Here is a 13,454-nt window from a genome sequence, read left to right as displayed (position 1 = left end):
GAGCTATGAAGTTATTACCTTATCTGGTATGGCCTTTGCTGGGCTTGGTCAGTGGGTGCGCCAGTAATGGTCAGGATGACCAGCGACTGGCCGAATTAGAGCTGCAAATCACGCAACTGAATGCAGAAGTGCAGCAGATGAAGCACAGTATTGCGCTGTGGCAACAGGTGGCGCCGCAAGTGAATGAGTTACTGGCCATTGAGCAGGACCTTGACTTGTTAAGCACACAGTTGCAGTTAGCGCTAAATCCACAACGGACAAAATCTGAGGTGATGGTCGCCCAAGAGAGTAAGTCGCCAGGCATCGTCGAGCAGCGCTTGACTGCGCCGACGCCACTTGTTGAAGTACCTGAAGTCTCTGTACCCGAACAAGCACCTGTCAAGGAAGCGTTCGCTGAAAAGAGGCCTACAGTGGCTGGTAAAAAAAAGGCTGAGTTTGCAGTACAACTGGCTTCTACCAGAAAGCAAAGCCAGCTAAAAATCGTGCACCAACGTCTGGTAAAAGACTATCCACCACTGTGGCAGCATCCGGTTAATGTCGAGCAAGTGGAGGTCCGTGGTCAACGGTATTTCCGGCTAAAACTTGGCGCGTTTGAAAATAAGGCGCAGGGACAGGCGTTGTGCGCTGAGCTCAGACCGTTTCACCCACAGTGTTTGTTAAGTCACTACACGGACAATCCGACCACGTTATAACATGCCCGTAAACCGCATAATGGATCGTTTCTTGCATTTGTCTCGTCAAATAGAAAGAGGTGATCATTATGCAACTTCCTGCCGTGATAGTCGCACTGGCCCTGTCGGTGCTGCTCAGTGGCTGCGCTGGAATAATGAAAGCGCAGGAACAAGACAAGGTGGAGCAAGCGCCCCCCTTGCCGACATTACATCAGTATATGGGGCAACTTGCTGCCGCTTTGGGGGAGCACAGTCGCCCGCTTAAGCCCGGCGCCACTGTTGCAGTGACGAGCTTTTACCTTGCTGACCAGCTGGGTAATGCAGTCGCGAGCAACCAGGGCAGTGGCTTAAGCACTCAGGTTCAGGAAAGTCTGATCAGCTATGTAACGCAAATGGGGCTGGAAGTGGTAGAGTTTCGGTTACAACGCACTTTAACTTTGTCGGAAAGTGCCGATAACCTATTAAACCGTGATATAACGCTGTTGCGTGAACGTCATAAATTTGACCTCGCGCTAACGGGCACCATCAGTGAAAGCCATGACCATTACACGATCAATGCGCGATTGATCACTATGCTTGACAGCCGCACTGCATCCGCTGCGACCATATCTGTGCCCAAAGCGGTATTGTGGGGAAATGAAAAAGCCCAAATGCGAGACGGTAAGTTACATCGCGGCCAGTATTAGTGGAGACAAAGATGAAAAAATCTGTGATAGCGCTTGTGTTACCTGCCCTTGCCTTGGTTGGGTGTGCACAACTGGGCATGACAAAGCACCAGGAAACAACAGCGGCGCCTGGCAAGTTTAGTGCTGCGGAGCAGTTTCAGGCGCACCCCAGAGGGGTGCAACAAATGACAGTATCACAACGTATGGCGGCCAAAAACGTGACGCATTACGTACAAAAGCTGATGCAAGACATGGTCAGTAATGTGAAATACATTAATGATCAGACACCAGTAGCGGTATCGAGCTTTGTCTTTTTAGATGAAGACTTTAATCATGCCACCTTGCTGGGTAATCAGATTGCTGAAAGTTTCATACACGAGCTGCATAATTTTGGCGTGCCGGTCATCGACTTTAAAACAACGGATTTTATGCGAGTCACCAAACATGGTGATTTCATTTTCAGCCGTGACTTTTTAGAGCTGTCTGACGAGTTACCGTTTAAATACGTGCTGGCAGGCACATTGTCGCATCACCAGGGCGGGATCTTAGTCAACGCTCGGATAGTGGGCATGCAAAGCAAAATGGTGGTCGGTACAGCACAAGGGTTTTTACCTCAATCGGTGGTGAATGCACTGAGAGACGGTGCGATCCACGACGGGATCCGGTTACAAAGAGCGGGTGAGTGATCATGAAAACACGCATTTTGAGTGGCTTAACGCTGTCGGTCGTGATGTTGAGCGGTTGTCAGATGATGGGCAATCAACCTGCTTCGTCAACAGTGACGACTACTGCCATGACGCCTAAAGTGGCTAAATTTCGTGAAATAGAAGTGTTGTACGAGGCTTTGGAAGAACAGGCGCCTGAGGCCGAGTATCCGGTTGACCCTGGGTTTGTAAGCGAGCGACATCGTAAACAGGTCGCCAACTATGCGTCTCAGATAGCGCTGGAGTTATCCGACTCTTTGCTGGGCGTACATCCACATTCGGTGGCGGTGACGAGCTTTGTGAGCTTTGACGATACGCTGCGAAGCAGCAACCAGTTGGGTAATCAGCTGTCTGAGAACCTGATCCATGCTTTTCAGAAGCTCGGCTATGCGGCCCTGGATTTTAAGTCGCAGCAACAGATCCAGGTCACACGTAGCGGTGATTTTGTTTTTTCTCGGGATAGCAGAGCCTTGCCGGGTAAACCCGACCCCAGTCATGTGCTCTCTGGCACGATGATTTATCGTGATCGGGGTGTTGAGGTCAATGCGCGCTTGCTAGACTTTGAAAGCCGTCTTGTAGTTGCCAGTTGCATGGTGACGATCCCTTATTTTGTGTTGGATTCAGGCGCAACCGCGGCCAGATAGCTATTTAGCGGCAAAGCGCTGATTTTGCCTTTGCCGCGGCCCACCCATCGTAAAAAAATCATTTATTGTATTAATAATCAAATGGTTGACCAATTAAGCGAAAACGCTTAGTATTTTTCGCAGCGACACGGCCTCTTAGTTAAATGGATATAACAGTCCCCTCCTAAGGGATAGTTGCAGGTTCGATTCCTGCAGGGGCCGCCAGCGTTTTTCTTTTACAAATCAACTCTGATATAGCAATCACACTTCAGTAAAAACGGCTTTAAATGGGATAGGTAATCCAAATTATCGGTGGGTTATTAACCCTCACTGTGTGTTCTATCGGAGTATCGCGCTTACAGCGCAAAGTCTTCCTGCTTTTGTACCATGACTTCCACCAAATCATTGATCTGAATATTATTCAGCGGACGTTTTGAGATGTTTTCGGCGATCGCATTTTGAGCATTCACCTGAGTGACACGGACTTGATTGAGTGTTTTGATACTTTGTGCAAAAAACTGGTTGGTTGCGCTTTGCATATCCCGACGATGAGAGATCGTCAGCAACTGGCCTATCTCAATACCATGGTTGCTGCCCAGATTGATGACCAGCTTGCCCTGCTCGCGATGTAAAATTTTGCCTCTGCTGGGCAAACAGGACAGGGCTGAGTCCAGATCCTGTGCCACGCTGTTAAAAACGCTCTGGATCTGTTTGGCATAATTGGTACGCCAAAAGGTGTCGCTATAGACGTCAACAATCTTGGTCTTTTCGTAAGGCCAGACGCCACTGACGGCATAGTGCTTTTGCCACACTTTATCCCGGGTAAGGGCATCGAATGCGACAAAATCGATTTTAAAGCTGCGCACGTATTCCTCATCCTGCCAGAATGCGTAATCATCATTCATTTGTTCCCCGGCAGCGACGTCAGTGATCTGACTCATCAACACATACTGACTATTGCTTAACGTGGTCAAAGAGTCGATCAGTTGTTCATCATATTCAAACCGTTGAGTGAAAAAGGGCCGGGCGTTGATCGCATGATCCAGATAAGGAATGGGCTTCACCGTCAGTTTGCGTTGTGCCAGGGTATGATACAGTCGTTCACTGGTGGCCTTGGCAATGTCAAAAATTTGACCCAGGCGTGCCTGATGTGGCTGAATGAGCTGGCTTTGTGTGATGGTTACTTGTTTTGCAACAGCGGCCTGAGTGCATTGTTCCAGCTTGGGGAAAATATCTAAGTGCAACGTTACACTGACGATACCATCTTGTTTTTGCTCAGATACCAGGTTGATCTGCTGGATCTCGCCATGACTTTTAATCTTGATCTGATCTTGTGTTAACACTCCGTCAGCCAGTGTCTGGACACTGGATACGGTCGCACCGGAGAAGATCAGCGCCTGCGTAATGGCGTCCTGCACGGCTTCTTGTCGTGCTTCGGCCATATCTTCGGTGTGGGCATTGGCATAGCCTGTGACTTCAAACCACTCTGCGCTGGCCCCAAAACTGGCGGTAGCCAGTAACACACTCATAATACGCGACAATTTCATGACTTTATTACCGAACTGATTGCAAATCTCTGTTCTAACTGAGCAAGTCCCGTGCCAATGGTGTTGGCAAGGTTTGTGCATACAGATTGCTTACTTGATGATATGGCCAATGGGCCACACAGAGGAGTTACCCCTATGAATCAGTTTAGAGCGCTTTGGCATCAACGGGTAGTCGGCCTGGTCAAGTCCTGTATTGTTGCAACGGTACTGGGGCTGGCAGGATGTAGCTCTATCATAGATAAACATGTTGAATACAGCTATGTGAAACCCGACTCTTACCCGGTTCTCAAGGCCGTTGGCTATGCTCCTTTGAGTTCACAGCCAGGCAGCAGTGAGAGCGAAAAAATGCTGATGGCTATTAAGGTATCCAAACTGGAAGCTTACCGTGAGTTGGCTGAACAGGTATATGGCCACAGATTAAGTGCCAGTACAACGGTACAGGGGGCTGTGGCGCAAAATGATGGTCTACGCAGCCAGGTGCAGGGTCTTATTCGTGGTGCTAAGGTCATGAAGAGCTATGCGGTCGGGGATATTTACACCACTGAGCTGGAGCTGGATATGAAGCGTGTTTACGATTTGTATATTGGTGAGGTTAAGCCACGCAAGGTGGAACGGGTAACGTATTACTGAGCGCAGCTTAGTCAATAAAACCGGCAAATTATGTCCTTTGCTTTCAGTGTGCCTTCAATTTATACTGTTTAAATATACACACTACCTCAGCGTGACTGAGGTGAATGGTCAGGTCAATAGGAGGTTTGTCGGTGCTGGACCCGAGAAATGAAGCTCAAAAAGTGCTTAGTCGTTTATGGTGTGACAGCCAGTTTCCGGTTGATCCTGTTACTATCTGTAAGTCACTTGGGCTGGAAGTTGTTGAGATGGCGTTGCCGGATAAAGTGTCCGGGGCGTTGATCAAAGAAGTCGGCGTCGATCCTGTTATCGTGCTGCATCAGGACGATCATTTAAATCGTAAGCGGTTTAGCTGTGCCCATGAGCTGGGTCATTATATTTCTCGTATCGAATCTGACAACACAGATAAAGAATACGAATACATCGACCTCAGAGGACCAAGTGCGTCAACTGGCGAAGACGAAGAAGAAGTGTTTGCTAATCAGTTTGCGGCAAACTTGTTGATGCCCAATGAAGAAGTGAAAAGACTGCATCGTAAGAAAGTCGCCCATTTTGAGATGGCCATTCACTTTGGTGTTTCTGTTGAGGCACTCAAATATAAGCTCAATGCGCTGGAGCTGTTGTAATGACACAAAGCAGGGAAGCGCAAAAGGCAGAGCACTCATCACTTGCTGCACAAATTAAGCATAACTTTAAAGAAAATAAGTTTACCAATGTGGACCCCATGCAGGTTCAAAAGGTCAAAGATGCAGAGTCAGACCGTGGCCTGAAGCAGAAATACGCCTGGTGGTTTATCGGTATTCTAGTTGTTCAGTTATTCATTATGAATTTGGTACTGGTGCTGGTTGGTATGGATAAATTGCACTTTGAGGAGTGGACGCTTAACTTATATATGGCAGGGACTCTGGCCGAAGTATTTGGCGTGATCCTGGTGATCACCAAAAATTTGTTTCCCACAAAAGCATAACCTGATCAACCTGACCTAACGGATCAGGCTTTGAGGTTTTTAACCAGCTCACCCATGTTAGAGACAACACTGCCATCCTGGCCATACGTCATCGAAGTTGGTGCACCAATTAAAATATCTTTAAGTTCACGCACGGTGAGTTGTGCCTGATGTGCCGCTTGTGCGTTTACGTCATTCTGTTTCTTACAGTGATATAATAACTCTTTAACCTGGTCGGTTAAGGGGACTATTTCGTCATGGCTAAACGTGCTTTGCGGATATTTGGACAGATCTTTGTCCAGTTTTTGAAGCTGATTTAAGGTCGTGAGCTTAGTGCGTGCGATTTCCTTCAGGTTGTCACCGTTGCGAGAAGCTAGCGCCTCCAACTCATCATCCAGAAGCTGGGTCAGAGCTTCCAGAAGATTAATTTGCGCTGATAGCTGGTGGGCACACAGTGCCGTTTGATCGTCCACTTATACTCTATCCAAATAAATCGAACTCAAAGGCAGCAATATTTTTAGCCAACTTTTCACCATCTACCTGATATTTGCCTTCGGCAATGGCTTTTTTCAGCTCATCGACTTTTTTGCTGTCGAAAGAAGGTGCTTGTTGCGCTTTTTCTTGCAGCCCCTTGAGTTGTTGTGCTTGTGGCGTCAGACTCACTGAGTCGGCAGCCGCTTTTACCTGTGCTTGCGGTTTAGCAGCGGTATTACTTGCTTCATTTCTTTGTAATTCAGCACGTTGTTGCTTTGCATTTGTTGCAACATTGTTCGGCTGATTTTGACCGTTAATGTTGTTTACCATGATGATGACCCGTTAGTTAAATTGCTTCAGCCTTTATATCGGCAAGCCGTACGCTTACTTTAGCAAAAAAATCAGATTTTGACTGCTACTGAATCAACATCTTTCACCCGTGCAAGCACCGTTTTTCCTGACCTTGCATTTTTGACTCGGATTTGTTCTCCTAAGTTCCCATCCTGCAAGGCAATACCACTGGTTTTAATCATAAGTGTGCCATCACTGGCGAGGATTGTCACGTTATCTCCCTTGCAAATCATGCAAATCTGAAACATGCTAATCGGTTTGCCCTGTTGGATGCGGCGTTTGGTTTTACTGCCAACAAGCAAAGCTATATCGTCAATATTGGCAGCCCGAACAAAGTGCTTGGGTCGCATCTCGATTGTTACATCCTCTGCAGTTAATAGCACCCCTTTGTCTAGCATTCGGGTACTCACTATGACAGGTAACAGTGTTTCGATTTTTACATGAACAAACTGAACCCAGGACTCGAGGTCGTCACAGCGCACCATGACCGTGACTTGGCGGTTAAATGGCGGGCTAGACTTACTGCCGACTTGCAGTGGACGCAGGCATTGACGTTCAGGGATGCGTGTATCCAGTGGCAGTGCCGACACATGTTGTTGCTCTTCTGCCTGAGTTGGCGTTGGGAGCTGTGCCGAGATAAAGTCTATTGCCAATTTTTCAATGTCTTTTGACTCATAGGTTTGACCATAAGCAAATGACGTGGCTAAAAAATATGCCACTATGGGAAAGAAATAAGCGGATAATGTAATTTTTAACAAACTCATGATGTTTCGACTATGCTTATGGGGTGAAACAAGGTATAAAGATTTTGCGTGATTTGCCTCACCGCTTCAAGGGCGACTTTGAATGGTAGAGTACAAGCAAACATTGTTCCGATAAGCAGTTTTATAGCAGGAGAATGACATGGCAGGTATTTTGGACTCAGTAAACCAACGAACGCAGTTGGTGGGTCAAAACCGACTTGAACTTTTACTATTTCGCCTCAGAGGGCGTCAACGCTTTGGGATCAATGTATTCAAAGTAAGAGAAGTACTACAATGTCCACCCCTAACGGCAATGCCTAAGTCCAATGCTTTTATTCGCGGCGTTGCGCACATCCGGGGGCAAACCATTTCCGTGATTGACATGTCGTTGGCTGTCGGCGGACCACCTATTGAGAATATCAAAGACTGCTTCATTATCATCGCTGAATACAACCGTTCGGTGCAGGGCTTTTTGGTCGGTGCGGTTGAACGAATCGTGAATATGAACTGGGAAAAAATAATGCCACCGCCTTCCGGTGCGGGTCGTTACTCCTATCTGACGGCAGTGACTGAAATCGAAAATGAATTGGTAGAGATCCTGGATGTAGAGAAGATCCTGAATGAGATCTGTCCGATCAATACCGAGGTCAGTCAGGAAATTGTCGCTGATGGGGAAATGCAACGTGACCTTGGTGAGCGTATCGTCTTTATTGCCGATGATTCTGCGGTTGCACGTAATCAGGTTAAACGGGCATTAGAACCTTTGGGGGTTCAGACTGAGCTGGCCAAAAATGGTAAAGAAGCCCTGATCCGGTTAAAAGAGATTGCGGAGATGGACTGTCAGAATGACGTCACTGAGCGTGTAGGCTTGCTGATATCAGACGTTGAAATGCCTGAAATGGATGGTTATACCCTCACCGCCGAGATAAAAGCGGATCCTAAGCTGGCGCCTTTGCATGTTATTTTACATACTTCATTGAGTGGCGTATTTAACCACGCAATGATCGAAAAGGTCGGTGCTGACGACTTTATTGCTAAATTTAACCCCGATGAATTGGCAACAGCCGTGAAAAAATGGGTTCATTGCGATTAATTAGTGGCGGTAATACTTTGGAAAATAAACACTTAGAACAAAGCGAGTATGATCAGTTTCGCACTTTTTTAGAACAACAGTGTGGGATTGTACTGGGCGACAATAAACTGTATTTAGTGAAAAGCAGACTGGCGCCTCTGATGTCTCGTTTTAGCGTTGACTCTCTGTCAGCTTTGGTAAGCAAAACGCTCAGCCCGCATGAGCGGCAATTGCGTGCCGCCGTCGTGGATGCGATGACGACCAACGAAACTTTGTGGTTCCGCGATCAATACCCTTTTGAACTGCTCAAGACCAAGATCTTTCCTGAATTTAAGGACCTGCGTCGTCCTGTTAAAATTTGGTCTGCGGCGAGTTCGTCCGGGCAGGAGCCTTATTCAATAGCCATGTCTGCCAATGAATATCAGACCTCCAATCCCGGCGCGCTCAAAATGGGTGTGCAGATTGTTGGTACTGATATCTCAAACACCATGCTGGATATGTGTAAGAATGCAGAATATGACGCATTGGCACTGGCACGTGGCCTGTCACCGGAACGCAAGAAAAAGTTTTTTGCAGACAGTGGCAATGGTATGGCCAAAGTCAATGAGCCAATTCGCCGCATGGTTAACTTCAGGCATTTAAATTTGCTTGATTCCTATGCCTTACTGGGTAAGTTTGACGTAATTTTTTGTCGTAATGTACTCATCTATTTTTCGCCAGATGTAAAAGCGAAGATCATCAGCCAGTTTGCTCAGGCACTTAACCCGAATGGGTATTTGTTCCTGGGTGCATCTGAATCTATGGCCGGTCTTAATAACGACTTTGATATGCTGCGTTGCAATCCCGGCATCATCTATCAGAAAAAATCTTAGCACTTTCGGCAGGTCGCTCAGAGCGGCCTGCTTATTTCTGTCACCTTCCCCTGAATCTGCCCAAACCCAAACGAGCCTACGACAGCCAATAGACTACTAAAGTGAACATTGCCGGCACGCTTGCCAGCTGTCTTGCTGAGATTAAAGCAGATATACTTTAGTACATGACGTATTGCCTCTATGAACTCTGAACTATGGCTAAGCCAAACAAGAAAGGCCCTACTAAAACAGTCGATATTTTCTGTGCCAAATGTAAAGCACCGCTGTATAAATACCGAAAAGGTGGAAAAGGCGCGCTGGTTAAGTGTTTTAAAGAGCGGATTGTGACAGATTATACCGAGCAAGGGGGGCAGTGCCCAGGTTGCGGCACTGAGTTTGCCCGGGACACATTGGTCCGTGGCACCCCTGCATTTAAAATGATTGGTGGTAAAGTGTGGTTTAAGTAGTGACCAGACAACCCGTAAAATATTTTGTGGTTGCTTTGAGAATATTCACTTCACATTGACCTGCTATTGATAACTAAATGGGCGCGTGTCTGAGGGTATGCTGCCGCCTTAAGTGCCATCTATAAAAAAACAGGCTGGTATGCAGGCGCTTTCGTCTATTAAGATAGCAGACAACAAGAATGTATTGATGCAGTAAAATGATGGACCAGTCAGATTATAAAGAATGCTTGCCACCCGGTTGGTTATCTCCTTTTTTGGAGCCTTTTTGGGTTCGTCGTGTGTCTGGTTCCGTCTCATTTTTTCCACAAGGTGTGTTTGAACTCTTGTTTCATAGTATGCCATTGACCTACTCATCCGCTTTTCATGAACCAAAAACAGTCCCCGCAGGGGTGAGTCTTGTCGGGCAACAGCTATCAGCTTATGAGATTTCGAGCGTGCAGCCACAATGGGTGCTAGGCGTGAGACTAAAACCTTTTGCGTACTTTCAGCCACATCAGTTGGCAGCCTCAGAGGTTAAAAACACCCTTGAAAGTATGCAATATATATTTGCTGCCAATCGGGAGCTCGAATCATTACTTTTGAGCTTAAATACCTGGCCAGCGCAGTTACTGGAAGGTCAGTTTCAGAGCGCCTTGACCAAGTTAATGCCCTGGCTCAAAAGGCTGTTCTATAACCATGATTTTGTTCTTCCGGAGCTGTTGAGAGCGAAAACAAATACCATTCTCGATGCGCGTGGCAATATACAAGTTGCAGATATTTGCCAGCAGTTTGAGATTAGCAAAGTCACTTTACGTAATCACTTTGTGTCAAAAATTGGTATGTCACCGAAAGAGTTATGCAAAGTGTGGCGGATGAACAGCTTTTTACTTAATGCATCGCACTATCCGGGTGACCTCACGAGTTCTGCGCTGCTATCCGGATATTTTGATCAAGCTCATTTAAACCGAGAGTTTAAGGCGGTAATTGGTCAGACTCCGAAAGCTTATTTAACGGCCCAAAGCGGCTACGATAAACATCAGTCATCTCAGGTGGTTTACAGTCGCTTTATTGGCGACTATGACCCTTTTTAAGCTCTTTACTTTTTTACAATTCTTTTTCGTCAATAAAGTTAAAAATAGGGAAAACAAACAGCACAATGAGTTTAACCTATGAGTCTAAAACACCTATCAACAGCTGCACTCGCATTATTTTGGGGGCTGGTCGTTACACCATCACAGGCAAGTGCGATATCACAAAACGAAAAACAAGCCGCGATAGAAAAAATTACTCAGTTGATGACCGAGCATTATGTTTTTCCAGAGGTCGCAACCCAAACCAATGATAAACTATACAAGGCATTTCAAGCGGGCCACTTCGCGTCTGCACAAGACCATACATCATTTTCCAAAGCCCTGACCGAGTGGTTAAGAGCAACGGCAAAAGACCGTCATTTAAGAGTGCGAGCTAACCCCGTGGGTGAAGAGGTGAGCGGAATTGAGTCTTCAATACGTGACAACTTACTCAAACCAACACGACATAAGTTTTTAAATTACGGCGTCCTCTCCGCGAGAGTATTAGAGAACAATATTGGCTATATAGATTTACGTGCTTTTTATCGACTGGCCGACAGTAAACCTTATATTGATGCGGCAATGAAGCTGATGGCAAAAACCGATGCGGTGATCATTGATTTGCGAAAAAATGGTGGGGGCTCACCGCGAACTGTCCAGTATATATGCAGCTATTTTTTTGATGAAAAGCTGCTGCTGAACAGTCTTTATTTCCGAGACGGCGACGAGACAACCGATTTCTACGTGTTGGATGAAGTGGGTGGCAAGAAAATGCCTGATGTTCCTTTGTATGTGTTGACCAGTAGTAAGACCTACTCGGGTGCAGAAGAGTTTAGTTATAACATGCTGACCAGAAAGCGGGCGACGCTCGTCGGTGAAACAACAGGAGGCGCTGCCAACCCAGGGGGGATGTTCACAATAAATGATGAGCTGCGTATGTTCATTGCTACAGGCACAGCCATCAATCCGGTCACTCAAACAAATTGGGAAACCTCAGGCGTAAAACCTGATGTGGCGATTGGTGCTAATGAAGCACTGGATAAAGCGGTTGAAATGGCAAACAAAGTAGTTGAGACCAACTGGCTAACTGAAAAGGCCAGACGAGAAGTTGAGATAGACAGGTTGTTTGCTTTACTACAAAAAGTAAGACTGAGCGATAAACCCCTGTCAGACATCAAGTCTATTTATGCCACTAAGGTTTCAGAATTGGTAAAGCAATTACCTGAACCAGATCGGGTGATTGCCGAAATGGCTTACGAATATTGGGATAAAGAGCCTAAGTACGCTGTGTTTCTATTTGATGTAGCTGTGCAACTGAATAATCAAAATATGTACTTTTTTGCCTACTGGGCCAGAGCGCTCGCTGAGCTGAATGATATGCAGCAGGCAACAAGTGTTATCAAGCGGGGATTAAAGTTGGCGTCTGATAAGGAAGACAAAGACATGTTGCAAGATACTTTAGCTGAGCTGGAACAATCTACAGTCGGACTTTAGCTGTCACCTCCTTCGGCAAATAACTTCGTCATTAAGCAATTTATTGCGCGGTCATTGCCGCGCAGATTGCTAGTTTAAACAAGCAGGATCCAGCCAGTGTGCTATTTCAGGGGCGTATTTGGTTTGCCATAGTTGGGCAGCCTGCAATTCCGTATGCCCCTCGATAATAGACAGAGCCGACGCATCAGCAATCATGTTTTGTGAAAAGTTGACTTTCTTTAGCAGGTTATAAATACAAGGGTAAGTCTGCTCCAGACCTGGCCAGCCTGCTTTTCTTAACCAGCCTTGTTGCGGATTACCGCAGTCATTGATCAGGTTGCGATTGATACCCCAGCCAGCTTCGGTCTCACAGGCTTTTTCATACGCAGGAAACTCGACAAACTGTCCGGGTCGGTAAAAGTCCGTCCAGTTAGGAGTCCAGTTTATGAGCACAATTGGCTGATTGCGCTCACTGGCTTGTTCCAGTTTCTGCCAAAGTTCTGCTTCATTACTGAGGCGTTCTATTGTGAAGTTAAGTCCTAATGCGCGTATTAAGTCCGCGTCCTGATAATCCCAGTCAATTGTATAGAAGGTGCCTTTGGCCTCTTCAGGTTTGGCTGAAAACAAGGAAGCACAGGCATTGAGTGCTTTCCAGTCGGGCAGCCCGGGGCAAAGCGCTGCGACATAGTCGGGGTACCACCATTCCTCGCGGACCATCGCGTCGTGCATGCCTAAATCAACAATATACTGGTTATCCAGCATTCTGTTGAATGACCCCGCCATGGATTGCTGCCAGATCTCAATCTGAAAGTGAATTAACCCTTTTTGCAAAGCTCCCCATTGGTCGCGCGCAGGCATATCGCGGTAGCTAACGGCAAATCCATAGCGTTTGACCATGTCACCTACGGCATGTGACAGTACTCGTTGGCTCGCCCAATTGTTCAGTGGAATAACAATCTCGGCTGATTTGCTCATTGCTGATATAGGGCCGGGTAGTACACAAATGAGGAAACCAAGCACCCAATGGATAAATGCCCTACTCAGATCAACCAGTGCAGGCTCCTCAGCGGGTTTTTCAGTGTGCATTATTGATATACAACTTTTCTAACATCAAATAAGTATAGAAGTGATTAACTTAATGACCAAAGTCACGCCCCCTTTGGGAGTTGCCTCCTCACATTAAGGTGCCAG

17 protein-coding genes and 1 tRNA gene are annotated in these 13,454 nt (G+C 46.6%); 13 read left to right on the top strand and 5 right to left on the bottom strand.

Annotated features, from left to right (window positions below; genetic code table 11):
• Positions 1-5: 5 nt before the first annotated feature.
• The 5 genes from IY568_RS19310 (at position 6) to IY568_RS19290 (ending at position 2,888) form a co-directional block, all read left to right on the top strand.
• Positions 6-692, top strand: coding sequence for an SPOR domain-containing protein (locus IY568_RS19310; RefSeq protein WP_194868434.1), 687 nt, complete (start codon positions 6-8; stop codon positions 690-692).
• 68 nt (positions 693-760) lie between these two features.
• A complete protein-coding gene (locus IY568_RS19305) occupies positions 761-1,357 on the top strand; it encodes a FlgO family outer membrane protein (RefSeq protein ID WP_125562125.1) in 597 nt (198 codons plus the stop codon).
• An 11-nt stretch (positions 1,358-1,368) separates the two neighbouring features.
• Positions 1,369-2,022, top strand: a complete 654-nt coding sequence (locus IY568_RS19300; protein WP_125562123.1) for a FlgO family outer membrane protein — start codon at positions 1,369-1,371, stop codon at positions 2,020-2,022.
• A 2-nt stretch (positions 2,023-2,024) separates the two neighbouring features.
• On the top strand, positions 2,025-2,684 hold the full coding sequence (locus IY568_RS19295) for a FlgO family outer membrane protein (RefSeq protein ID WP_125562121.1): 660 nt from the start codon (positions 2,025-2,027) through the stop codon (positions 2,682-2,684).
• Between the two features lie 129 nt (positions 2,685-2,813).
• Positions 2,814-2,888 (top strand) — tRNA-Arg (locus tag IY568_RS19290).
• 131 nt (positions 2,889-3,019) lie between these two features.
• Here the strand turns inward: IY568_RS19290 and IY568_RS19285 are convergent.
• Positions 3,020-4,210, bottom strand: a complete 1,191-nt coding sequence (locus IY568_RS19285; RefSeq protein WP_010386768.1) for a flagellar assembly protein T N-terminal domain-containing protein — start codon at positions 4,208-4,210, stop codon at positions 3,020-3,022.
• A 135-nt stretch (positions 4,211-4,345) separates the two neighbouring features.
• Here IY568_RS19285 and IY568_RS19280 point away from each other — a divergent pair, with 135 nt between their 5' ends.
• The 3 genes from IY568_RS19280 to IY568_RS19270 all read left to right on the top strand — a co-directional run bounded on the left by IY568_RS19280 (position 4,346) and on the right by IY568_RS19270 (position 5,804).
• Positions 4,346-4,840, top strand: a complete 495-nt coding sequence (locus tag IY568_RS19280; protein WP_228553457.1) for an LPP20 family lipoprotein — start codon at positions 4,346-4,348, stop codon at positions 4,838-4,840.
• A 131-nt stretch (positions 4,841-4,971) separates the two neighbouring features.
• On the top strand, positions 4,972-5,463 hold the full coding sequence (locus IY568_RS19275; RefSeq protein ID WP_125562114.1) for an ImmA/IrrE family metallo-endopeptidase: 492 nt from the start codon (positions 4,972-4,974) through the stop codon (positions 5,461-5,463).
• Complete coding sequence (locus IY568_RS19270) at positions 5,463-5,804, top strand: hypothetical protein (protein ID WP_194868433.1); 342 nt, start codon at positions 5,463-5,465, stop codon at positions 5,802-5,804. The genes IY568_RS19275 and IY568_RS19270 overlap by 1 nt, the downstream gene beginning before the upstream one ends.
• 23 nt (positions 5,805-5,827) lie before the next feature.
• Here the strand turns inward: IY568_RS19270 and flgN are convergent, their stop codons facing one another.
• The 3 genes from flgN to flgA all read right to left on the bottom strand — a co-directional run bounded on the left by flgN (position 5,828) and on the right by flgA (position 7,372).
• Positions 5,828-6,256 carry a flagellar export chaperone FlgN gene (flgN, locus tag IY568_RS19265; protein WP_194868432.1) on the bottom strand — a complete coding sequence of 143 codons (429 nt, stop codon included), beginning with the start codon at positions 6,254-6,256 and terminating at the stop codon, positions 5,828-5,830.
• A 7-nt stretch (positions 6,257-6,263) separates the two neighbouring features.
• The gene (flgM, locus tag IY568_RS19260; RefSeq protein WP_049864732.1) at positions 6,264-6,587 is read right to left on the bottom strand and encodes a flagellar biosynthesis anti-sigma factor FlgM; all 324 of its coding nucleotides are present in this window, start codon (positions 6,585-6,587) and stop codon (positions 6,264-6,266) included.
• A gap of 71 nt (positions 6,588-6,658) precedes the next feature.
• Entirely contained in the window at positions 6,659-7,372 is a 714-nt protein-coding gene (flgA, locus tag IY568_RS19255) for a flagellar basal body P-ring formation chaperone FlgA (protein WP_125562108.1), read from the bottom strand.
• Between the two features lie 139 nt (positions 7,373-7,511).
• Between flgA and IY568_RS19250 the strand changes: the two genes are divergently transcribed.
• From IY568_RS19250 to IY568_RS19230, 5 genes are all read left to right on the top strand, one after another.
• Entirely contained in the window at positions 7,512-8,444 is a 933-nt protein-coding gene (locus IY568_RS19250; protein ID WP_010386777.1) for a chemotaxis protein CheV, read from the top strand.
• Between the two features lie 17 nt (positions 8,445-8,461).
• Positions 8,462-9,295, top strand: coding sequence for a CheR family methyltransferase (locus IY568_RS19245; RefSeq protein ID WP_049864740.1), 834 nt, complete (start codon positions 8,462-8,464; stop codon positions 9,293-9,295).
• 194 nt (positions 9,296-9,489) lie between these two features.
• A complete protein-coding gene (locus IY568_RS19240) occupies positions 9,490-9,741 on the top strand; it encodes a hypothetical protein (protein ID WP_010386779.1) in 252 nt (83 codons plus the stop codon).
• A gap of 197 nt (positions 9,742-9,938) precedes the next feature.
• The gene (locus IY568_RS19235; RefSeq protein ID WP_125562106.1) at positions 9,939-10,811 is read left to right on the top strand and encodes a helix-turn-helix domain-containing protein; all 873 of its coding nucleotides are present in this window, start codon (positions 9,939-9,941) and stop codon (positions 10,809-10,811) included.
• Between the two features lie 78 nt (positions 10,812-10,889).
• Entirely contained in the window at positions 10,890-12,284 is a 1,395-nt protein-coding gene (locus IY568_RS19230; RefSeq protein WP_194868430.1) for a S41 family peptidase, read from the top strand.
• A gap of 69 nt (positions 12,285-12,353) precedes the next feature.
• Here the strand turns inward: IY568_RS19230 and IY568_RS19225 are convergent, their stop codons facing one another.
• Positions 12,354-13,349, bottom strand: coding sequence for an ABC transporter substrate-binding protein (locus tag IY568_RS19225; protein ID WP_194868429.1), 996 nt, complete (start codon positions 13,347-13,349; stop codon positions 12,354-12,356).
• Positions 13,350-13,454: the final 105 nt, after the last annotated feature.

It is taken from the genome of Pseudoalteromonas sp. PPB1, from assembly GCF_015356275.1.
GTDB lineage: Bacteria > Pseudomonadota > Gammaproteobacteria > Enterobacterales > Alteromonadaceae > Pseudoalteromonas > Pseudoalteromonas rubra_D.
Note: the sequence above shows the minus strand (reverse complement) of the source record. Positions and strands in the feature narration are given on the sequence as shown.

What these genes read in the sequence shown, in the direction of transcription:
- IY568_RS19230 (WP_194868430.1), top strand. Translation starts at nt 10,890, where the DNA reads ATGAGTCTAAAACACCTATCAACAGCTGCACTCGCATTATTTTGGGGG.
- IY568_RS19235 (WP_125562106.1), top strand. Translation starts at nt 9,939, where the DNA reads ATGATGGACCAGTCAGATTATAAAGAATGCTTGCCACCCGGTTGGTTA.
- flgA (WP_125562108.1), bottom strand. Translation starts at nt 7,372, where the DNA reads ATGAGTTTGTTAAAAATTACATTATCCGCTTATTTCTTTCCCATAGTG.
- IY568_RS19225 (WP_194868429.1), bottom strand. Translation starts at nt 13,349, where the DNA reads ATGCACACTGAAAAACCCGCTGAGGAGCCTGCACTGGTTGATCTGAGT.
- IY568_RS19310 (WP_194868434.1), top strand. Translation starts at nt 6, where the DNA reads ATGAAGTTATTACCTTATCTGGTATGGCCTTTGCTGGGCTTGGTCAGT.
- IY568_RS19295 (WP_125562121.1), top strand. Translation starts at nt 2,025, where the DNA reads ATGAAAACACGCATTTTGAGTGGCTTAACGCTGTCGGTCGTGATGTTG.
- IY568_RS19305 (WP_125562125.1), top strand. Translation starts at nt 761, where the DNA reads ATGCAACTTCCTGCCGTGATAGTCGCACTGGCCCTGTCGGTGCTGCTC.
- IY568_RS19250 (WP_010386777.1), top strand. Translation starts at nt 7,512, where the DNA reads ATGGCAGGTATTTTGGACTCAGTAAACCAACGAACGCAGTTGGTGGGT.
- IY568_RS19240 (WP_010386779.1), top strand. Translation starts at nt 9,490, where the DNA reads ATGGCTAAGCCAAACAAGAAAGGCCCTACTAAAACAGTCGATATTTTC.
- IY568_RS19270 (WP_194868433.1), top strand. Translation starts at nt 5,463, where the DNA reads ATGACACAAAGCAGGGAAGCGCAAAAGGCAGAGCACTCATCACTTGCT.
- IY568_RS19285 (WP_010386768.1), bottom strand. Translation starts at nt 4,210, where the DNA reads ATGAAATTGTCGCGTATTATGAGTGTGTTACTGGCTACCGCCAGTTTT.
- IY568_RS19280 (WP_228553457.1), top strand. Translation starts at nt 4,346, where the DNA reads ATGAATCAGTTTAGAGCGCTTTGGCATCAACGGGTAGTCGGCCTGGTC.
- flgM (WP_049864732.1), bottom strand. Translation starts at nt 6,587, where the DNA reads ATGGTAAACAACATTAACGGTCAAAATCAGCCGAACAATGTTGCAACA.
- IY568_RS19300 (WP_125562123.1), top strand. Translation starts at nt 1,369, where the DNA reads ATGAAAAAATCTGTGATAGCGCTTGTGTTACCTGCCCTTGCCTTGGTT.